Annotated in this window: 23 protein-coding genes; 17 read left to right on the top strand and 6 right to left on the bottom strand. The window is 41.0% G+C overall.

Going from position 1 to position 20772, the window contains the following annotated elements:
- The first annotated feature begins 200 nt into the window (after nucleotides 1–200).
- Nucleotides 201–1556: an alkaline phosphatase gene (locus tag BLR82_RS05975; RefSeq protein ID WP_074598036.1), complete on the top strand. Its 1356-nt coding sequence runs from the start codon at nucleotides 201–203 to the stop codon at nucleotides 1554–1556.
- 55 nt (nucleotides 1557–1611) lie between these two features.
- Here the strand turns inward: BLR82_RS05975 and BLR82_RS05970 are convergent, their stop codons facing one another.
- The gene (locus BLR82_RS05970; protein WP_074598035.1) at nucleotides 1612–2049 is read right to left on the bottom strand and encodes an Lrp/AsnC family transcriptional regulator; all 438 of its coding nucleotides are present in this window, start codon (nucleotides 2047–2049) and stop codon (nucleotides 1612–1614) included.
- A gap of 119 nt (nucleotides 2050–2168) precedes the next feature.
- Here BLR82_RS05970 and BLR82_RS05965 point away from each other — a divergent pair, with 119 nt between their 5' ends.
- Complete coding sequence (locus BLR82_RS05965) at nucleotides 2169–2582, top strand: carboxymuconolactone decarboxylase family protein (protein WP_074598034.1); 414 nt, start codon at nucleotides 2169–2171, stop codon at nucleotides 2580–2582.
- A 96-nt stretch (nucleotides 2583–2678) separates the two neighbouring features.
- The gene (locus tag BLR82_RS05960; RefSeq protein ID WP_074598033.1) at nucleotides 2679–3509 is read left to right on the top strand and encodes an alpha/beta hydrolase; all 831 of its coding nucleotides are present in this window, start codon (nucleotides 2679–2681) and stop codon (nucleotides 3507–3509) included.
- A gap of 54 nt (nucleotides 3510–3563) precedes the next feature.
- Here BLR82_RS05960 and ymzB read toward each other — a convergent pair whose 3' ends face one another.
- Nucleotides 3564–3917 (bottom strand): protein YmzB, encoded by a 354-nt coding sequence (ymzB, locus tag BLR82_RS05955; RefSeq protein ID WP_074598032.1) that lies wholly within the window; start codon nucleotides 3915–3917, stop codon nucleotides 3564–3566.
- 315 nt (nucleotides 3918–4232) lie between these two features.
- Here ymzB and BLR82_RS05950 point away from each other — a divergent pair, with 315 nt between their 5' ends.
- The gene (locus BLR82_RS05950; protein WP_074598031.1) at nucleotides 4233–4766 is read left to right on the top strand and encodes an NADPH-dependent FMN reductase; all 534 of its coding nucleotides are present in this window, start codon (nucleotides 4233–4235) and stop codon (nucleotides 4764–4766) included.
- 36 nt (nucleotides 4767–4802) lie between these two features.
- On the top strand, nucleotides 4803–5036 hold the full coding sequence (locus BLR82_RS05945; RefSeq protein ID WP_074598030.1) for a hypothetical protein: 234 nt from the start codon (nucleotides 4803–4805) through the stop codon (nucleotides 5034–5036).
- A 149-nt stretch (nucleotides 5037–5185) separates the two neighbouring features.
- Here the strand turns inward: BLR82_RS05945 and BLR82_RS05940 are convergent, their stop codons facing one another.
- Complete coding sequence (locus BLR82_RS05940) at nucleotides 5186–6154, bottom strand: helix-turn-helix transcriptional regulator (RefSeq protein ID WP_074598295.1); 969 nt, start codon at nucleotides 6152–6154, stop codon at nucleotides 5186–5188.
- Nucleotides 6155–6264: 110 nt separating this feature from the next.
- Between BLR82_RS05940 and BLR82_RS05935 the strand changes: the two genes are divergently transcribed.
- From BLR82_RS05935 to BLR82_RS05920, 4 genes are all read left to right on the top strand, one after another.
- Nucleotides 6265–7101, top strand: a complete 837-nt coding sequence (locus BLR82_RS05935) for an SDR family NAD(P)-dependent oxidoreductase (protein WP_074598029.1) — start codon at nucleotides 6265–6267, stop codon at nucleotides 7099–7101.
- Nucleotides 7102–7299: 198 nt separating this feature from the next.
- Nucleotides 7300–7869, top strand: coding sequence for a sigma-70 family RNA polymerase sigma factor (locus tag BLR82_RS05930; RefSeq protein ID WP_074598028.1), 570 nt, complete (start codon nucleotides 7300–7302; stop codon nucleotides 7867–7869).
- Between the two features lie 6 nt (nucleotides 7870–7875).
- Nucleotides 7876–8940, top strand: a complete 1065-nt coding sequence (locus BLR82_RS05925) for a DUF4030 domain-containing protein (RefSeq protein WP_074598027.1) — start codon at nucleotides 7876–7878, stop codon at nucleotides 8938–8940.
- A gap of 121 nt (nucleotides 8941–9061) precedes the next feature.
- Nucleotides 9062–9847 (top strand): class I SAM-dependent methyltransferase, encoded by a 786-nt coding sequence (locus BLR82_RS05920; protein ID WP_074598026.1) that lies wholly within the window; start codon nucleotides 9062–9064, stop codon nucleotides 9845–9847.
- 71 nt (nucleotides 9848–9918) lie between these two features.
- On the opposite strand, the gene BLR82_RS05915 is transcribed toward BLR82_RS05920, so the two are convergent.
- Nucleotides 9919–10131 carry a hypothetical protein gene (locus BLR82_RS05915; RefSeq protein ID WP_074598025.1) on the bottom strand — a complete coding sequence of 71 codons (213 nt, stop codon included), beginning with the start codon at nucleotides 10129–10131 and terminating at the stop codon, nucleotides 9919–9921.
- Between the two features lie 153 nt (nucleotides 10132–10284).
- On the opposite strand from BLR82_RS05915, the gene BLR82_RS05910 reads away from it, so the two are divergent.
- The 4 genes from BLR82_RS05910 (at nucleotide 10285) to BLR82_RS05895 (ending at nucleotide 13089) form a co-directional block, all read left to right on the top strand.
- Nucleotides 10285–10782 carry a GNAT family N-acetyltransferase gene (locus BLR82_RS05910; protein ID WP_074598024.1) on the top strand — a complete coding sequence of 166 codons (498 nt, stop codon included), beginning with the start codon at nucleotides 10285–10287 and terminating at the stop codon, nucleotides 10780–10782.
- Between the two features lie 123 nt (nucleotides 10783–10905).
- Entirely contained in the window at nucleotides 10906–11436 is a 531-nt protein-coding gene (locus BLR82_RS05905) for a sigma-70 family RNA polymerase sigma factor (protein ID WP_074598023.1), read from the top strand.
- Nucleotides 11437–11441: 5 nt separating this feature from the next.
- The gene (locus BLR82_RS05900; protein WP_074598022.1) at nucleotides 11442–11858 is read left to right on the top strand and encodes a PadR family transcriptional regulator; all 417 of its coding nucleotides are present in this window, start codon (nucleotides 11442–11444) and stop codon (nucleotides 11856–11858) included.
- Nucleotides 11851–13089 carry an FtsW/RodA/SpoVE family cell cycle protein gene (locus tag BLR82_RS05895; RefSeq protein ID WP_074598021.1) on the top strand — a complete coding sequence of 413 codons (1239 nt, stop codon included), beginning with the start codon at nucleotides 11851–11853 and terminating at the stop codon, nucleotides 13087–13089. The genes BLR82_RS05900 and BLR82_RS05895 overlap by 8 nt, the downstream gene beginning before the upstream one ends.
- A 138-nt stretch (nucleotides 13090–13227) precedes the next feature.
- On the opposite strand, the gene BLR82_RS05890 is transcribed toward BLR82_RS05895, so the two are convergent.
- Nucleotides 13228–14124 (bottom strand): TetR/AcrR family transcriptional regulator, encoded by an 897-nt coding sequence (locus tag BLR82_RS05890; protein ID WP_074598020.1) that lies wholly within the window; start codon nucleotides 14122–14124, stop codon nucleotides 13228–13230.
- 270 nt (nucleotides 14125–14394) lie between these two features.
- Here BLR82_RS05890 and BLR82_RS05885 point away from each other — a divergent pair, with 270 nt between their 5' ends.
- The 4 genes from BLR82_RS05885 (at nucleotide 14395) to BLR82_RS05870 (ending at nucleotide 19782) form a co-directional block, all read left to right on the top strand.
- The gene (locus BLR82_RS05885) at nucleotides 14395–15825 is read left to right on the top strand and encodes a DHA2 family efflux MFS transporter permease subunit (RefSeq protein ID WP_074598019.1); all 1431 of its coding nucleotides are present in this window, start codon (nucleotides 14395–14397) and stop codon (nucleotides 15823–15825) included.
- A gap of 138 nt (nucleotides 15826–15963) precedes the next feature.
- On the top strand, nucleotides 15964–17514 hold the full coding sequence (locus tag BLR82_RS05880; protein WP_245693653.1) for a spore germination protein: 1551 nt from the start codon (nucleotides 15964–15966) through the stop codon (nucleotides 17512–17514).
- Nucleotides 17511–18623, top strand: a complete 1113-nt coding sequence (locus BLR82_RS05875) for a GerAB/ArcD/ProY family transporter (RefSeq protein ID WP_074598018.1) — start codon at nucleotides 17511–17513, stop codon at nucleotides 18621–18623. Before BLR82_RS05880 ends, BLR82_RS05875 begins: the two co-directional genes overlap by 4 nt.
- Nucleotides 18610–19782: a Ger(x)C family spore germination protein gene (locus BLR82_RS05870; protein ID WP_074598017.1), complete on the top strand. Its 1173-nt coding sequence runs from the start codon at nucleotides 18610–18612 to the stop codon at nucleotides 19780–19782. Before BLR82_RS05875 ends, BLR82_RS05870 begins: the two co-directional genes overlap by 14 nt.
- A 233-nt stretch (nucleotides 19783–20015) precedes the next feature.
- Here BLR82_RS05870 and BLR82_RS05865 read toward each other — a convergent pair whose 3' ends face one another.
- A complete protein-coding gene (locus BLR82_RS05865) occupies nucleotides 20016–20642 on the bottom strand; it encodes a TetR/AcrR family transcriptional regulator (RefSeq protein WP_074598016.1) in 627 nt (208 codons plus the stop codon).
- Between the last annotated feature and the right edge of the window lie 130 nt (nucleotides 20643–20772).

Below are 20772 nucleotides of genomic sequence, written 5' to 3'. Positions count from 1 at the left end.
TATTAAATCTGTCATTCTGAATAAGCAGACCAGTTTTCTAGTCCCTTATAATCCATAAATGGACTGTGGAGTTGCTATAAATAGGTCTATTCAATCAAAACGAAGGCATATTAGCCTTCTTTACTTTCTATTTATCCTTCATTAATAAAATAAGATTAGTATATTAGATGAAATCATATTGATCATATGGAGGGAAAACCATGAATAGAAAAGGCGTGTTGAAAAGACTGACAGTTTCGCTTGGGATAACAGGGGTAGCGCTGGGAAGCATATTTACCTTCTATACTCCATCGGAAGCGAATCAAGAACAAAACCCCGCAAAAGTAAAAAATGTCATTTTTTTAATAGGGGATGGCATGGGACCAGTCTATAACACGATGTACCGTTATTTGAAAGATGATTCGAATACACCAATGATGGAATCTACTGCTTTTGATTCCTATTTAGTTGGCATGCAAAAAACATATCCACACGACCATGAAGAAAACATCACTGATTCGGCAGCAGCTGCAACATCTATGGCTGGCGGAGTAAAGACATACAATGGTGCGATTGCCGTCGATACAGAAAAGCAAAATGTTAAAACCGTGCTCGAGCAGGCAAAAGAACAAGGAAAGTCAACAGGTTTGGTTGTAACTTCCCAGGTCAATCATGCAACGCCTGCTGCTTTTGGTGCGCACGATGAATCCAGGCAAAACTATAATCAGATTGCCGATGACTACTATGATGATTTAATAAATGACCAGCATAAAGTGGATGTACTCTTAGGTGGGGGTACAAGCTACTTTGAACGAGAAGACAGGGATTTGGTGGAGGCCTTTCAAAAGGATGGGTACAGTTATGTAACCAACCGCAAACAGCTGCTGAAGGATAATCATCATCAAGTTTTAGGCTTGTTTGCTCCGGTAGGAATGGACAAAATGATTGATCGAAACGCTTCTACCCCCTCTTTAGCCGAAATGACCAATTCTGCTCTTGATCGCCTTAGCAAGGATAAAGATGGTTTTTTCCTTATGGTTGAAGGAAGCCAAATTGATTGGGCCGGCCATGATAATGATGTTGTCGGGGCTATGAGTGAGATGGAAGATTTCGAAAAAGCATTCAAGGCAGCAATCGAATACGCAAAGAAAGACAAGCATACCTTGGTAGTTGCCACTGCTGATCACTCTACAGGAGGGTTGTCTATCGGAGCTAACGGTCCGTATGTTTGGGATCCGGCGCCAATAAAGGCTGCAAAACGCACTCCGGATTATATGGCACAGGAAATAGTAGATGGTGAGCCTGTAAGATCGGTGTTGAATAAGTACATTGATTTAGATTTGGCAGAAGAAGAGATTCAATCAGTGGAAACAGCAACCGAAAGCGGAGAGGCGACGGATATCGACAATGCCATTGAAGCAATATTTAACGAGCGATCTGGAACTGGCTGGACTACTGGGGGGCATACAGGTGTCGATGTGAATATCTATGCATATGGACCGGGTTCCGACCAATTTGCTGGTTCACTGGAAAATACAGAAACGGCTGAGAAGCTATTCGATTTTTTACGTAATTGAGATAACAAGCAGCCCCCCCTTCGCCTAAGAGGACGGAGGGGGGGTCTTACTAGTTTTATATATGAAATGATAGATTGGTTTCTACTTTAGAAAAGATAAAATGAGTGACTGTTACAGCATATGAACTTAACGTATTAATAAATTCTTCTGCCTGGGATAAATCTTTAAAATGCAGCTTAAGCATATAACATGCTTTGCCGGCGATTCGATAGCAAAACTCTACATTAGAGAACGTTTGGATCTTCTGTTTAAAGGCTTCATAATTTCCGTCTTTGACGGTAGCTTCTATCAGGCACTGAATCGGATAGCCCAACTTTTCATAGTCAACTTGAAGGGTATATTGCTGGATGATTCCAAAGGATTCCATTTGTCTTACCCTCTCCGTCACAGAGGGAGAAGAAAGATTGACCCTTCTACCAAGTTCGCTCATGGACAAACGGCTGTTTTTCTGTAATTCATCTATTATTTTCAGATCAATCTCATCTATTTTCATATTTTTAATAAATCCTCCCAAAAAGTTTTATATTTTAAGAAAATCGTAAATTTCCCTTAAAAAGTGCATGTAATAGAGTTGATTATTATCTTATCATTATAATACAAGGAGGGATAGAGATGGTCAGAATTAATCAGTCAAAAACAGGAGAAACGCCTTTCCAACAATTATTGGGACATAATCCCAGGATAATGAAAAGTTGGACATTGCTCGGTGAGGCGCTGGAAAAGGACGGACAACTTTCGAAAGAACTTAAAGAACAGGTGAGAAGAACACTGGCTCAGCGAAATGGTTGTCAATACTGTAAAGCAAAAGGAAAACCGGACCCGAATATGGTGGATGATCGGGTGCTTACCGCAACAGGATTTGCTGAGGTTTTTGCCAAGTCGCATGGAGAAATACCAGATTCCGTATTTAATGTATTACGAGATGTGTTCTCAGAAAAGGAAATCAGTGAATTGATTGCTTTTATTTGTTTTACCACTGCCCAGCAACGTTTTGGGGCTGTATTGCAACTAGAAGCAGAAGCATAAGCGAATGATATTCCGTGTAAAAAAGAGTCCCATCCTTTATCTTAGTAATAGATAGTACATTTTGCAGGATTATTTCCTGACTTAGGGGAGAGAGCATTGAGAATCGAAAAACAGACACTCGGTACGGAAGGTGCATACGCAGTAGCATATTTATGGGAGGATTCTACTCAATTTAAGACTGGGGAGAAGCGGCCGATAGTCGTGGTATGCCCAGGAGGAAGCTATACCCACACTTCCGACAGGGAAGCAGACCCTGTGGCAATGAAGTTTTTTGCAGAGGGGTATCATGTCATTGTTGTAAGGTATTCTTGTATTTCATCTGATACTTCTTTATTTCCTGAGCCTTATGTACAGCTTGGATCAACTTTCTTATGGCTGCGGACAAATGCAGACAATTGGTATGTCGATTTGGACCAAATCGTATTGACTGGTTTTTCAGCAGGGGGCCACCTTGCTCTCACATTTACGGCAGAGAAGCAATGGGTAGCGGGATTGATGGACGTTTCTCCGGAAAAACTGCAAGTAACCTATTTGGTATTGTGTTATCCGGTCGTTAATTTCACTTATGGCTGGCCAAAAGAGGTGGAAAAAGAGAAAAAAATCAAAGATTTATTCGGGCATGACTTTCATCAACCGACAAAGCAAAGGTTAATCCAACCTGACAAACATATCCCGGAACACATGCCAAGAACATTCATTTGGCATACAGGGGATGACGCTGCAGTTCCTGTGGAAAATTCGATGAAACTGATGCTCGCCCTTCAGGAGAAGCGAATCCCAAATGAGGCTCACTTTTTTGAAAGTGGGGTGCATGGCCTCTCGTTAGGAACTGCCGTCTCGGCGGCACACAAAGAGCAGATCAATCAATATTGTGAACCGTGGTTTGACCTTGTTTTACATTGGTTAAAAAAAGGGATCAACCAATGAAAAAACATGGCACTTATTTAATGGTGCCATGTTTTTACTATGTACGACTTCTCCCTATTCAGTTACTAATTCAATGGTATAGCTGCCACGGTCGGTCGTTAAGGAAAAACGGTCATCGTCGTATTGAAATAAAGTAGAATCCTCAATTGGAATTTCGTAGACCTGATTTGGAAGCGGCTGTGCATTTGCCGCAGCCGTGAGCATTGTTCCACCCCCGTTTAACAGCAGCTTATGCTTCGCTTGATAGTCGTCAATTCTTCGTGTATCTGTATCATAGGAAACGGTATTTAACCGAAGGACTGTCTCATCATAATCCCCGATTTCCTGTTTTGTTACCTTAATAGCATTGCCATTCCATTGCTGTAATAATTGATTGAATTCTTCTATGGATAAAAAGTGTTGAGCCATTGTCATCCCTCCTTGGTTTAGCCTGTCCGAAAAGCAGGGAATCATACAGTTTTTGACTTTGATTAAGCAGGGAGATGGTTGTTACTTTTTTGTGAAGAAGTTGTTAATGGCTTCCAGCAACCTGAAAATGGTAAACTGTACTCAGTGTATTGTTATCTTCTGTTCAATGAAAAAGGAACAGACAGCTGGTTAAATCAAATAGAGAAAGAATGAATAAGATATCGAGAGGCTTCTCATTAATTAGGAAACAGATACAGTTTGTTTTGGGGAATTGACAAGAGCTGATTGAACTTATCTATACAGGAGGGAACGGCTATGAAGCTAGTGGGGATATCAGGATCGTTGGTTGGCTGGAAGACCCATGTAGCCATCAACAAAGTATTGGCAGCAGCAAAATCGGTTGATTCAGATGTGAAGACGGAAATGATCGACTTGAAGGACTATGAGGTGGAATTTGTCCGCGGAACGCCGCTTGCCTATTATAATGAAGATACATTTAATGTAGTAAATAAGATACTGGCGGCTGATTTTCTTGTCATAGGTACACCGATATACCAGGCGTCTATATCCGGAGCATTGAAAAACTTACTTGACCACTTCCCGGTCGATGCCTTTAAGAATAAGGTTACCGGAATTGTGTCTACTGGAGCGGTCGAAAAGCATTTTCTTGTCTCCGAATATCAGCTAAAACCAATTCTTTCTTATTTAAAAGGATTGGTACCGGCATATAATGTTTTTATCCATAACGACTCATTTGATGATGAAAATGAAATCATTGACGAAGAGGTTACCGAACGGATCGGGAAATTTGCGGAAGAACTGGTAAGGTTGCAGCAGAATTTCAGTTGACTGGATTAAAAGACAGCAAGATAAGGAGGAAACATGATGGAACTGGACGATCTGCTACAAGACATTTCAATATGGCGGGCTGAGCAAACGGAAATTGGAGAGCCGACTATTCCGAAAAAAATTCTCATCCATCCAACTTTATTGGAAGCGATCAGAAAAGATAAACGGATAAATCAATATAGTACAGCACAGGAAGGGGACAATTCATACTTCATGTTCGGTGCTCGAGTTGTCCCTACCACCGAGGTGGAGAAATGGGAGATAGAATAAGCATAGATAATTCCCAATAATACTTTAAACCAGCAGCTGTAGGGACAGTGCTGGTTTTCATTTCTGTCAAAAAAAGGGCTGTAACTAAAATCTGGAGGACGGTCCTTTTTCACTAAGAGCAACTTTTTGCCATACTGGTCATTGGCTTTCTAGTCATTTTGTTGATAAAAAGCGGCTGTAGCTTTTGCCATATCACTGACTTTGCTATGTAGCCGTTTTGGTTTGAGGACCCTGATTTGATTGGCGAAACCTAAGATATATGCTGCTGCTTCCTCTTCTGTATTGAAAACCAAATCAACAGGAATCCAACCTTCTTGTGATGGATCCTTTACCTCGAGAATCCGGACAAAACGTCCGGTGAAAGTCAGCCGGGGCATGATTTTTTTCGTTACCTCTACCGATACTGGATATTCAGGCAAATGCTCGATAAACGCATTTGTAGTGGAATCCCAATAACTAGCAAGGTCAAAATTATTAGGTCTAATAAAGGTTTCATCAATTGGTTTAGCAGTTTGTATTCTGGAAATTCGATAACTGCGGATTTCGTTATTTTCTTTACCAGCAATAAAATACCATTTGTTTCCTTTAGCAACTAATCCTAGTGGTTTTACTATCCTCTCATCCTCACTGCCATCTGCACGCTGGTATTCTATCCTTAATTTTTTTGTATCCCAGATTGCTTGCTGAAGTACAGAAAATGAAGCTGCATTTTCTTGTTTTTGTCTCCAACTACTTGTATCGATGTAGATTCGATTCCACACCGCTTTGGCACTGTTTTGTTGTACTGCTGGAAGGGATGCGAATAATTTGTTTCTGGCGTCATCAGCTTCACGTTTAAGGCCAAGATCCTCTAGCAACTGTATCGAGTAAGAAATAAACAAGGCATGGACTTCAGTTTCTTTAAAACCGGTAAGGCTTGTTTTATAGTTATTAAGTAATGACCATCCGCCTTGCTTGCCACGTTCTGCAATAACGGGGATACCTATCCTGCTGAGCGCATCCATGTCTCGATAAATCGTTCGTTCTGAAACTTCCAGCTTTTCGGATAGCTGTTTTGCCGTCAACTGATTATACGATTGCAATAACAATAAAATCGATATTAGCCGGTCTCCTCTCATCATGTTCACCAACTTTCCATGTATACAGATTATTTAATGAAATATGACAGAGGTTGTCAAGATAGCTTGTTTACAATGAATACATCTTTTTATAGAAAGGGTGTAGTGATTTGAAAAAGTTAACAGGGAAGATTGCATTGGTGACTGGAGCAAGCAGAGGTGCAGGGCGGGGGATCGCAATAGAATTAGGGAAAGCAGGAGCGACAGTTTATGTTACAGGGCGTAGCTTAAGAGGTAGTTCTACCCAAAATTTTCCTGGATCTATCGATGAGACTGCAGAGGAAATTATCGAGGCAGGAGGGATGGCGGTTGCCATTCGATGCGATCATACGAAAGACGAAGAGACAGCAGCAGTAATAGAACAAATACGAAGGGAACAAGGAAAACTGGATATTTTAGTAAATAATGTCTGGGGAGCACATGATCTGGGGGTGGAAGGAGGGCCTTTTTGGGACCTTCCTTTAGAGCATTGGGATACGATGTTCACGGCTGGCGTCCGTGCCCAATTGGCGACGAATCATTATGCGGTCCCTTTTATGAGGGAAAATCAGGAGGCGGTTATTTTCCATACGACTTTTTGGGATGATGGTAATTATACTGGACACTTTTATTATGATTTAGCCAAAAACACGATTGTGCGCATGGCCTATGGCCTTTCGTTAGAGCTAAAGCAAGATAATATCGCAGTAATTGCTGTTTCTCCGGGATTTATGAGAACGGAATTAGTACTGAAATATCATCAATCAGATGAGGAGAACTGGCAGCAGTCAAAAGATTTACAAGGTACAGAAACCCCGTTTTATATTGGCCGGGGCATTACAGCTTTGGCTGAAGATCCTGATATTTTTAAGAAAACAGGTAGAGTATGTAAAGTTGGTGACCTTGCACAGGAATACCAGTTTGCCGATGCGGACGGACGTTATATTCCACCCTTTACAATAAAATAAATAAGCAGAAAGCATCCTTAACAGGGTGCTTTTTCTTTTATCCAAAAGGTTTCTAAAAAGATAACCATGTCCTATTTCCTATCAACAGAGATATAAGCTTGAAAGCATGCAAATGAAGGGGGTTTTTAGTAATTGTTTGGAAAAAAATGAAACAAAAAAATCTATTTGCCAGTCTAAAAGGTTGGAAGGGGGATTCACATGAGGGATAATCGCGATATTCCAATACCGTTTAACCAAGAGAAAGTTCATTTAAATGAACAAGAGAAAGAGCAATTACTGAAAGAACTAATGGCTTCCTATTCACAAAAAGTTTTCTTGCTTGCCTATTCCTTTGTACAAGACCATGGTATGGCAGAAGACATATCGCAGGAAGTTTTTATAAAGTGTTATCAGAACTTAAATCAATATCGGGGTGAGGCCTCGTTATCCACCTGGCTGTATCGGATTACAGCAAATACATCAAAAGACGTCTTAAGAAAAAATAAACTAGCCATCCTTATGCAGCCGTGGCAATTTTTTGAACCATCTAAGCGCAGCGAAAGTCCTGAAGTATCTTATCTAAAACAAGACCAACGGGAAGAGGTTTTGCAAAGTATCTTCTCGCTCCCGATTAAATATCGGGAAATCCTCATTCTGTATTATTTTCACGAACAAAAGGTGGAGGAAATTGCAGTTTCCCTTGCTATTAATTCCAATACTGTTCGAACCAGACTAGTCCGAGGGAGAGAAAGATTAAAACGAGTGTTAACTTCTCAAATAGGAGAGTGATCCTGAATGGATAAGAAGTTAAAAGAGACGAAAAGTTACTATTACGATCATTATTTCTCGAATGATACAGCTAAAAGTATTGAAGACAGGGTTTTTGAAAAGTTGCAAGTCAAGCCAAAAAAACAAGGATTAGGAAAGAAAGTATTTTATTTCATTTCAGTAGCAGTCATTCTCATAGGTCTGTTAATAGGTTCTGCATTTACTTCTCCTACCATAGCTAACGTCCTTGCACAAATTCCGGTTTTGAATGGACTGTTCGAAAAAGGTTCTGACTCTTCTTTAGTGGGCTCCATAGTTGATGAATTGCAAGATGAGGGCTATAAGGTTGGTGGAGCCAGCCTGCATGTAAGAACCAAAACAATCGGAGTAGAAATAGATGGTTCGGAAAGCTATTATAAAGAAGTCAAAGAAGAAGTGAAACGAAAGGCCATCAACCTTCTTGAGGCAAAGGGAGTTGATGCCTATAAGGTGGATATAACCTTACACAAAGAACCAGTAGATCCCGAGTCAGAGATGACAACGGACCAAATAAAGCAGATGGAAGCGTATCAGGAGCAAAGTCAGCAACTTCAAAAAGCCATTCTCGAAAAGATGGAAAAAGAGGGGTATGAGATTCTTTCGGCAAACGTTAGAATCAATGACATAGAACGATTTATTCCATTGGAAATTCCTATTACGGAAACCCGCATAGATGAAATGAAAGCAATCGCAAGGGATTTGGCTGAGGAGACTGAATTAGGCGATTTCAAAATAAAAGTATATAAAATAGATCCGGAAAAACAAAAAGCGGAGCAAAGGTGGATGCCTGTCATTAGTGCGATGGGACAAGGATTAATCGGAATGGAAGAGCTTAAAGTCGAAGGATTTGCTTATTCCTTTTATCCATCCCCACTTACGTTCTCCATCAGGACTTCGATTGAGGCTGATCAAAAAGATGCTAAAGAACTGGCAGCCGAGATTGAAAAGGAAGCCCGGCAATTTATTGAATCGGATGAAGTGAAAGAAAATGTGAAGGATGATGAATACGTCATTAATATTTATAGTAAGGATGAGAAAATATTGAACCACTAATTATGGAAGAAGCGTTTCTGATTTATTTCAGAAGCGCTTTTTTTGCAGGTGATACTCCGACAAGCAGAGAACCTTTAATAAAGGATGGAATTTTAATAAGCGTGAAATGTGGTGACTACGAATGGGGGAAAATCTTTTCAAAGGAACGGCGACCTATTATGCAAAATACAGACCTATGTATCCTTCCACGCTCGTTCGATACTTAGTGCAGCGTTTTTCCTTGAATGGCGAACAGCGATTGCTTGATATAGGTTGTGGGACTGGTCAACTGACAACCCGCTTTAGTGATTGGTGTAGCAGAATTGTTGGACTGGATACAGATGAGGATATGATTTTGGAAGCAAAATTGCTTCATCAAAAATTACGATATGGAAGCATTGATTGGATCCATGGTGATTTGCAGGAGTATATTCAACAACATAACGAGGGATTTTTTCAGTTAGCAATCATTGCCAAAGCATTTCACTGGATGGAACGCGAGAAGACATTGGAACTATTATATCCGTTACTAAATAAAGGAGGGGGAATAGCATTAATCGATGCTCATAACCCAGACAGTTCAGAGGAATTGTGGAAAAGAAAATTCAAGGAAGTGGTGACCCGCTGGTATGGAAAAGAACGGAGGGCTGGAAATACTACTTATCGACATCCCGATCGGAGCTATGAAACAATCATTAAAGATTCAGATTTCGATTTAGAAGTTCACCGGCTTCCGTCTTATCAAGTGGCTTGGACAGTTGAAACTATCATCGGAAATCTGTATTCAACCTCTTACGGAGCGAAACGCTTTCTCGGTAATAAAGAGAAGGAATTTGAAACAGAAGCGAGGGAAGTATTGCTCTTCACGAATCCTGCCGGAGTATTCCAGGAACAAGTGGGATTGACTATTAAAATGGCTATCAAGTGACTCGGTGATAATCTTCTTGAGAGGATAATTTGTTAGAAAGGAAGCAGTTAAGAAGCTTCCTTTCTCTATTCTTAGCACTTACGGCAGATTAGCCCTGTCCCAAAGCTGATTATGCCAAATAAGATGGCTAGTAACAAAATGAAAAGTGCCAGAATGATAATGGTAATCAAACCCCAACCTCCATCAGGTTGTTCTGGCTCGGGTTCTGGCGGCGTCGGACAGCATGGCTGACAAGGCGGCTGGCATATTTCTCTCCAGCGTGGCTGCCAGGTAGAACAAATCATAAGCATCCTCCTTTACTGACGTATATTATAGGATATGGGATAACAAAACTGCCTGATTGGTACAACGATGGAATTTATGGTGTAATGAGTGAATAATCCTAGTTTGTTAACACAGAGTTTAGTTGATAGATACAAAGGGAGGGAGATATACATATGCCGGAATTTAAAACGGAGAGGTTGGAAATGCATACGCTGACAGCTGATATGATGGCTGCTGTGTTAAAAGGAGGACAAGAGCTTGAACGAATTGTCCCGTTCGACACAGGAGCCGAGTGGCCGTTGGAAGTCTATAAAAACCTATTTCCATATAAGATTGAACGTTTTCGGGACTTTCCATCTGAAAATGATTGGGAAGGGTTGATAGTCGATAAAACGAACAAGAAAATTGTGGGGGATATGGGATTTAAAGGTGGTCCAAATGAAGAAGGAGTGATTGATTTAGGTTACAGCATCATTCCCAGTTGCCGCGGAAAGGGATTTGCCACGGAAATGGGGAAAGCAATGGTAGAATGGGGACTCAATCAACCTGGGGTTAAAAAGGTAATGGCCAGTTGTAGTCCGGACAATTCGGCTTCCATTCGTGTATTGGAGAAGATAGGTTTTCAACCGACGATTCAAACGGATGATTCGATCTATTGGTTGTATTATTAGTAAATAACTAGTAAGCAAAAAGCGGCATTCCTTTTAGGGTGATGCCGCTTTTTTGTTAAAGGCTGTTAAAAAGAAAACCTGACTGTGTTGGTTCTCGTCTAAAATAACAGGGAGGTGATCAAATTGGAAGAATACACAGCAGAAGATGTAATAGAGGATAGAAAAGAACTAGTCGATCAACTCATGCAAAATTATGGCCAGGATATTTTGCAGCTTGCTTATTCTTATGTGAAGGATACAGGAGCTGCTGAGGATTTAACACAAGAAATCTTTATAAAATGTTACAAGAAGCTTCATACATACGATGGAAAATCAAAAATGAAGACTTGGTTGTGGAGAATTGCCATTAATCATTGTAAAGATTATTTGAAGAGCTGGTATATCAGAAATGTTTTCACCGATGGATCCGATAATTTCCAGAAAAGCACCAGTCCTGATGACGTAGAAAAGAAAGTTATCCAAAACAGTGAGGGTCAACAGCTTATGGGAGCTGTCATGGAACTTCCGGTGAAATACAGAGAAGTGATTTATTTGTTTTATTATGAGGACTTGCCACTGAACGAGATATCGACTTTAACCGGGAAAAACGTCAATACGGTGAAGACGCGATTAAGAAAAGCAAAAAAATTGCTGCGAAAAAAGTTGGGAGGTTGAACAATTTGGAGAAAAGGCTGAGTAAACTGAAAAACCACATGGACAAAACGATCTTCAAGGATTTGGATTTTTCGGAACGTCACAGAAGTGCCGTCTTCCAAGTAATAGAAAAGGAAGAGAAGAAAGAGGAGGATGTTTTTCGAGCTGTATTACAGCTGCTTGTCAAGGAGAAGACGGGTGTTCAACTAGCAAAACTACTCCGGGCAAGGGGAATAAAAAAATTCGATAATAACGAAGGATTTCTTTATACCACGCTTCACAGACTTGAACTAAAAGGATATTTGGCAGCCAACTGGAATGAGAAGGGAGAAAAACGGTATCAATTGAACCGGAGAGGAAAGCGCCTTTTGGCTAGAAGGGAAAGGAATGTTATTAAACAGGGAGATTTGAAGTTATGGCTGGAAGTGACAGCTAATGAATAACTATAGAAAAAGATTTCTTGAAACCGTTGTGAAAGAGATAAGATCACCGTCTATCCGAAAAATGATTATGACCGAGCTTGAGCACCATATTGATAAAGAGAAACAACGTTTTATAACATCAGGAAAGAGCGAAGAGGCTGCAGAAGAAAAAGCGGTTGCCCAGATGGGGAATCCTGTTACATTAGGGAAAGAGTTGAAAAAACTGCACCGGCCCAAAGTTGATTGGTGGATAGCAGTTCTATTGATGATGGCTCTCTGTTTAGGCTTTTTACCATTGTTGGCGATGGACGAGAATTTAGGATTCGTGCCTCATAAGATTATCTACACAATAGTTGGGTTAGTGATTACTGGTGGATTGATACTGGTTGACTATTCTAAAATAGTCAAGTTTCGATGGGCAAGTTATCTTGGTGGACTGTTTTTGTTAGTCTTTTTGATCCTTTTTCCAACTGCTTACGTAAACGGCTTCCCTTCCGTCGAACTGGGGCCGCTCGTTTTTAACATTCTGGATACGATTCCATTCTTTTTCATTAGCTGGACCGGGTTTTTAAAGGATAAAAGAATGAATGGACTTATCCTTTGCATTTTCTTTCTGATTCCATTTTTGTTGTTTGCGTTTATTGGAAATGTTTTGGCGATGCTCTTCTGTTCATTTATCCTTATAGGCATGATTGTCTGGGCTGAGATGGCTCGACTTAAAAAAATATATTTACTCATAATGGGGGCTTCTGGACTAGTTATCAGTTTAGCAGCACGGCTGAAAACGTACGTTACAGGAGAACATACCCAGGAAACAACGTTTGTTTATTCCAATATTCAAGAAGTGCTTACCAATGCAAAATGGCTGTGGATGGGAGAAGGGAATCGAACTGCAGCTGTGCCGGAAGCTCATACAGATTTTGCCCTTGTAACCATCATTCAACAGTTTGGTTGGCTGGCCGGATTATTCACATTAATCGTGCTTTTTGGACTTCTGGCAAGAATGCTGTTTATTTTCCCGCGTGTCAATGATCCATTGGGAAAAGTACTGATCGGGGGTGGAGTGAGCTTACTTGCCTTCCAAATATTCTACAACCTAGGTATGGTTTTGGGTTTTTTCCCGCTTGTAGGTGTATCGTTGCCATTCATCAGCTATGGTTCTTTTCCGATTGAACTTAATGCCATCGTGCTTGGACTCGTGCTTAGTGTTTATCGACGAAAATCGATTTTCAATGCAATCAACATGGAATGAAATGACGAAACCCGTTTGAAAAAAAAGTGCCAAACGGGTTTGCGTTTGCTGTTCGTGTTTGTAACTAATGAACGCTAATTGCATTATCCTCTTTTATCTGCGACTTAGGCTTCAAAGCTTGTGCAAAATTCATACTGTTTACTTCCCTGTGGATTTTAAAAATTGGCTCGTTTTAGCAGCGATTTCTCTGGCTTCATTGGCAAAAGGAGTATCTTCAAAAGCTTTGTAGAACGGCCGGAGCAGTGATTCAATAACCGCATTTCGGATGTTGTCGGCAGAAAGCTCTTCAAACAAGACATCCGCCAAATCGATCATGTTTTTTGGCGTTTGTTTCGTCCTTGTTCTGATATCCTGTCTCAATCTACCTAATAAGTGAAGAATGTCCCCTTTTGGTACCCGATGAATTTCAATCTTATTCTTCAACATTTCCATTGCTTCCAAATCTAGAAGTGCTGTTTTTTCCCTTACCATGACTGGAAGGATTTCTTTTATATACTGAATAATCTTCCTTGCCGCTTTTATCGGATCTAGTGGGGCATCGTGCGTCATTCGCCAAGTAATGGAGATATGTTGCATCATTCCGTAAAACAAGACAGCTGCTTCATAGGAGTATGGCCGTACGTGTTCCCCGAAAACATCGGTGAAACGCTCGGCCAGCCATTCATGTTCATTTAGTCGATGCAGGGAAATCATTTTTTTCAATTCTTTGTCACCGGAATGGAGAATCGAATTGTACACAGCAATGAGGTTTTGCTGATGATTGATGTTTAATAGAACGGATATCTGCTTGATCAACAACTCGATATCAGTAGGGTCGTTACCAGCTAGCATTTCCTGTCTTTGTAAGCTAGCTTCATAACGGGCTCTCTCTAAAATAACGAGTACGCACTCGTTTTTTGATGCAAAATAATTATAAAAAGTCCCTTTGGAAATCCCCGCCCGCGTTAAGATGTCCTGAAGAGAAGTTTGCTCGATCCCTTTTTCGATAAATAGCTGCAGGGCGCTGTCAATTACCTGATTTTTTCGATCGCTCATGAAAATCCCCCGAATTTATACCGTTGGTATATTTTATAAATACTTCTATCATCGCGTTTTCTAATTAATATTTCAAAACCCTTGATTTAATTATACCACTAGTATAGAATGTCTCAAGTGACCGAAATTATGGAGAAGGAAAAAAACGCTCTCTGGTGGTTTAAGGTACTTGGATTCATCTTTTCAAAGAAATTGTCTTCACTACATCAGGAGTTAAAATAAAGAAATTTCCTAGAACTCATTTTATCTTACTAAGAAAGAAGGAATATTATGGTTGAAAGTCAAAACGCCGCATCATCAGCGCAGAATATCAACAAGATACCTCTGATGATCGTGCTGATATCTGGAGCATTTGCGGCAATCTTGAATCAGACATTGTTAGCAACTGCTTTGCCGCACATAATGAGGGATTTGGATTTAAATGCAAATACAGCTCAATGGCTGCAGTCCATTTTTATGCTGGTAAACGGGATCATGATTCCAGTTACCGCTTTTTTGATTGAACGGTTTACAACCCGTAGCTTATTTTTCACTGCCATGGGACTTTTTGGATTGGGTACAATCATATGTGCGTTTGCCCCTGGTTTTTCTATCCTAATGGTAGGTAGAGTCCTGCAAGCTTCCGGAGCAGGGATCATCATGCCGTTGATGCAAACCATTTTGTTTTTGATATTCCCGGTAGAGCGGCGCGGAACCGCTATGGGAATGTTCGGTTTGGTAATTGCTTTTGCTCCGGCTATCGGCCCGACACTTTCCGGCTGGTTAGTGGAAAATTATCCATGGAGAAGTTTGTTTTATGTTATTTTCCCGATTATTGTGATTGATTTGATTGTTTCTTACTTCATCTTGAAAAACGTTACCGAACAAAAAAATCCACGGGTTGATATTTTGTCGATTGTCCTTTCATCACTGGGATTTGGTGGTTTATTATATGGTTTCAGTACAGCAGGAAACAGTGGATGGGGAAGTTATCATGTGATTATCTCGATGATAGTCGGCGCGATAAGCTTATACTTCTTCATCACTCGTCAATCAAAGCTCAAGCAACCGATACTTCAATTCAAAGTGTTTGAACACAAGATGTTCACCATTACTACTGCGCTTGGTATGATTGTATTTATTGCTATGATTGGCGGAGCGGTAATCCTGCCGTTGTTCATGCAGAATATGCTTGGATATACTGCATTTGAATCAGGTCTGATGCTGCTGCCAGGCGCTTTGCTGATGGGAGTTATGAACCCGATTATGGGACGAGTGTTTGACAAATTTGGTGCCAAGTGGCTGGCCATTATTGGTCTATCGATTTTGGTAATCACTACATTTATGTTTACGGACATGACAGGTGAAACAACCTTCACTTATTTGGCTACTGTGAATGCGGCTAGAATGCTGGGTGTCGCGATGGTAATGATGCCGGTCACTACAGCTGGGCTCAATCAGCTGCCGCCACATCTGATTCCGCATGGTACAGCGATGAACAATACTATGCGTCAGGTCGCCGGAGCGGTCGGTACAGCACTGTTGGTAACAGTTATGACCAACAATATACAGCCTGAAAATGGCATCGATGGTGCAGTACATGGAGTGAACGTTTCCTTTATCGTGGCAGGTGTAATCGCGATTTTTGGACTCGTTTTGTCATTCTTTATCAAAAATTCCCGTCCTTCTGTCGGAAGCGATGAAGTAAAAGCTGAAAATTAATTTCATTCTACTTTTGAAAAAAGGTCAACCAACATGGTTGACCTTTTTTTATAGGAGAAGTCTATTTGGATTGCAACGTGGCAAAGATGTTATTGTTAGTATTTATAATTAGGGTAATTTAACGGCGGAGTGTTTAATTTGAGAAAAAAATCTTATGATGGCGGCCGAAGACGTCTCAAACATCATGACAAAACTGCTTCCACGAAGGAGTTTAAGATAGAGGTGGATAAAGGGTTGGATGGAAACCTGGCTAGCATAAAACAAATGCTAGGTGATCCTCCGGATCTAGTGATTCGTCAATTGAAAGTAGGGGAGACGGAACAGAAAATAGCGATTATATATATAAGCGGCTTGGTAAAAACCGATTTCATAAATAATAACTTATTAAAAGCGATAAAAATTCACGTGAATGAAGGACAACCCTGGAATTTGGAAACAGTCTATCAAGAAGCGGTCGCAATTACCGATACTAAGCAAAGCGATAAACTGGATTCGGTTTCGCTTGATGTGTTGTCTGGATGGACAGCTTTTTATATGGACGGCTGTGACAAGGTATTAACCATGAACACTGTTGGGGGAGAAAAACGTTCGATTGAAGAACCACCCTCCGAAATGTTGATTAGGGGTCCGCGAGCTGGTTTCATTGAGAATATCGAAACAAACTTGGCGCTTTTACGCCAGGCTGTCAAAGACCCGAACCTTCGATTTGAAAGTCATAAGGTTGGTCGTCGTTCGAAGCAGCAATTGGTTGTTGCATACATGGCTGGTATTGTTAACAGCGATTTAGTGAAGGTATTGGACGAACGGCTGCGGAGTATTGATACCGATCATGCAATTGATTCTGGGACGGTGGAACAGTGGATTGAGGATAGTTTTTTGTCTCCTTTTCCCCAATTGATTGGAACAGAACGACCTGATCGAGTCACTTCCGCATTATTGGAAGGAAAAATAGCGGTTTTCCTTGATGGTTCTCCCTTTGTATTAATTGCGCCGGTTACTCTTGTGGATACATTGAAATCGCAGGAAGACTATACGCAACGGTGGGTGACCGGAACGCTAGTAAGGCTGCTCCGCTATCTGTCGGCATTCATTGCATTGTTGCTGCCAGCCTTGTATATCGCCGGTGTTTCATATCATCCTGCCATGCTTCCGACAAGACTGGTCTTTTCTATAGCAGGTTCCCGAGAAGGGGTTCCCTTTCCTGCAGTGATTGAAGCCATTGCCATGGCTGTTACCTTTGAGATTTTACATGAAGCAAGTATCAGGTTGCCTAAGATAATTGGTTCGACTATCGGTATCGTGGGTGGCCTTGTTATAGGGGAGTCGGCTGTAACCGCAGGCATTGTCAGTCCGGTAATGGTTGTTGTGACAGCTTTGACAGCGATTGCTTCTTTTACCATATCAGAATACAGTGTTGCAATTGCCTTTCGTTTTATTCGATTTGCCTTTATGATAGCTGCCGCTTTTTTAGGCTTGTACGGAATAGTGCTCGTGTATATTATGCTCAATATTCATCTGGTTAACTTGAAAAGTTTTGGTATACCTTATACCGTCCCTTTCGCACCCAGCTTCTTTAAAGACTGGAAGGATATGTTCCTCCGAGCTCCGTTGCTAATGATGAGAAGACGGCCTGCTCACTTGGAAACGAAGGATCGTAAGTCTGCACGAAAAGGAGGGGATCCTAGGTGAGTAGCTTTCAATATGGTGACGAACAAGTCAGGGACAGAGATATTATGGTGGCGATTCCATCGATGGTAATCGCTGTAGGGATTCTAACGTTACCAAGAAACATGGCGCAAGTAACGGTAGCTGTGGATGGGTGGGTATCGATAGTAATTAGTGGTGGAATCGTCATCGTTTTTACATGGATGGCGGCAAAGCTCTCATCATTATTTCCTGGCCAATCCTTCTTTACCTATGCATCTAATTTGGTGACAAAGCCGATAGCTGTAATGCTTACTTTTTTGTTGCTATTACAGGGGCTGCTTATTACTGCCTTTGAAATCCGGGCAGTAGCTGATATTTCCCACCAGTATTTATTTGACAAAACCCCGATCGAAGTAGTGGCCCTAACGATCTTGCTTGTCATAATTTATGCGGTTTCCGGTTCAAGAGCCGGCATTTTTAGGCTGAATTCTTTGTTTTTGCCAATGATTTTTCTGGTTTCACTGGTCATTATCCTGGTATCTATCGCCTATTTTAAAATGGAACATATCCTCCCTGTGTTTAAAACGGATATAAATGGATTTTGGGAAGGGATCAAATTAAGTTCTTTTTCTTATACAGGATTTGGGATATTGCTTTTTTATATTCCCTACGTGAAAAGCCCGCGGAAAACACCTCTAAAAGCAGTAACAGGTATGTCATGGGCAATTGTACTCTATGTGTTACTTTATTTTACTTGTATTGCAGTATTTGGGGATGTGGCCACGGCAAACATTAACTTTCCTACGATAGAATTGGCACGGGCTGTGGAGTTGCCGGGAGGTTTTTTTGTCCGTTTTGAATCCATATTTTTCGTGATTTGGATTATGGCCGTTTTCACAACTGCTGTAATGGCATTCGATGCTTCGGTTATTGCATTGCAATCCTTGTTCAAAGGAATTAGAAAATTTACCGCAATTTTGATCTATTCGCCTACCATTTATTTAATTAGCACCATCCCGGAAAATTTCCTCGAAGTCAGAATGCTGTCTGAATTAATTAGCTTTTATGAAATTGCGCTGGTAGTGCCGGTGACGGTCCTGTTGTTGGCTATAGCAAAAGGAAAAGGAGAGAAAAACAGTGGCCGGGAATAAAGTGTTTTTTTTATTATGCTGCTGTTCTATTCTGTTAACAGGCTGCTGGGACAGTGTGGAACTGGAGGAGAGGTCTTTCATCTATGGCATTGCTATAGACTTGGCGGAGAAAGAGCCTGGCGGAGAGAATATCCTGACGATGACCGACCAAATCGTTGTCCCAGCAGGACTGGGCGGTATAACTAATAACGGAAACAGCGAGCAGCAGGCTTATCGGAATATAGCTAAATCCGGTAAAACGCTGGTAGATATCAATCGAGAGTTATCCCGTGTAACGAACAGGACTCTCTATGCGCAACAGCTTAATGTCATCCTTTTATCAGAAGAGGCAGCAAATCAACCAGGCTTATTAAAGGATGCTTTGGATGTTTTCATAAGGGAGAGAGAAATGCGTCGGGGAATACGGCTGGTAATCACAAAAGGAAAAGCGAGCGATTTTCTCGAAATTAAACCAGAAGATGTTCAAATACCGAGTGAATACATACATCTTATGTTAAAGAATAAACGGAATGCAGGTACAATAACTCCCCTGCGCATTGGAGAAGTCCATGATTTTTTGCTAAGGGGTTATAGTTTCCCTATCCCCTATTTAGTCATATTAGATGATCAAAATATTGAATATGCAGGGGCAGCAGCATATAACGGTAAAAGAGAACAAGTTGTCGGAATAGTAAATGGAGAGGAAACCAAAGGGCTGGGCTTATTTACTGGGAAAATTAGCGGTGGAAGTATTGAAATCGATGTAGAGGGCGAAAAGGCGGCAATCGATATTATGGAGAACGCTAAAAGCCTCCGGTTAAGCGGCAAGGATAAGGAAAATTTAACGTTTAACGTCGATCTTAATATAACAGCTTCCATTGCAGAAACCATGAGTCCAGTAGCAGTAACCAACCTAGAAAAATATGAAAAGGCAGCCCGTGAAAGAGTACAAGAGTTAGCAGAAGAAACGATCGCCAAAGCCCAAAATGAATTTGCTACGGATATTTTTGGTATTTCAAGTTATCTGAATGGGCACCATTATAACCTTTGGCAGGAGATAAAAGAGGACTGGGATACAGGAGAAAATTATTTTTCCCGGAGTGAATTTCATATCCGGGTCAACATAAGTGTAAATCATCCAGGAAATACAAATAAAACACATAAGGAAGGAAAGGGTTGACATGTGGCAAATAATGGTTGAACGGTTGCCTGATAAGCTGGGAATATTGTGTATGCTGCTCGCTTTTTTTGTTCCATATCTCATAAATAAAGTGAACCGTCAGCTTCACAAGCATGGAGACCCGCCGTGGAAAAAGAAACGGTAAGATGAGCAATTGCGATCTCCTGCTTAACTTTGGTCGTTCTTCAGCCTTTCCCAATGGTATATTTAGTTTTCGTGGTTTATTTAAATTTTCATGGGAGCCTCAAGCCATTCCAGAAAAAATCAACAATCTGTTCAGCTGTTTCCGTTGTTGTCGGAAAAATGCCATTCCCCTTCCGGTCGCGATAGTTGCCAACCCGAAGCAATGCAACATAGGCATGGGCGGCAAAAGTGGAATCAATGCTGCTTTTTTCTCCATTGGCTGAAGCTTCTTCAATAATCGCTTGTTCGATTGCTTTATATAATTTTTCCTCAGCATGCTGCATTCTGATTGTCTGTTCTTCTGAAACAGCATTTTTTGTTTCACGCATAAAACTGTCTAAGTCAATATCGAATGTAGCGGTCAAGTGTGCTTCGGCAATCTCCAGCAGGCGTTCACGTAAGGGAATGGCTTTCTGTAAGATCGCTTGGATCTGGGCATGAATATGGGACATAAGTTGTACAATGGTTTCTGTAAACAAGGCTGCCTTGCTTGGATAGTAATAATAAACAGTAGCTTTGGTGACATTGGCGGCCGTGGCTACGTCGTCCACGGATACTTCCTGATAACCACGGGCTAAAAAAAGCTCGATGGCTGCCTGGAGGATGATGTCGGTTGTCGGTTGTTTTCTGTCACTTGCGCGCGGTCTTCCCAGCGGCCGTTGGTTATTCGCGGTCAATCTCGCTCTCTCCTTATTTCCTTCTATTTCTGCAAGTATATCATACGTTTATAATAAAGATATTTCCGATAAATTGAAAATTAACCGACCGGTATATATAATTATTATAGTAATTATCTTTCAACCGGAG

It is taken from the genome of Sediminibacillus halophilus (assembly GCF_900103695.1).
Classification (GTDB): domain Bacteria; phylum Bacillota; class Bacilli; order Bacillales; family Amphibacillaceae; genus Sediminibacillus; species Sediminibacillus halophilus.
Note: the sequence above shows the minus strand (reverse complement) of the source record. Positions and strands in the feature narration are given on the sequence as shown.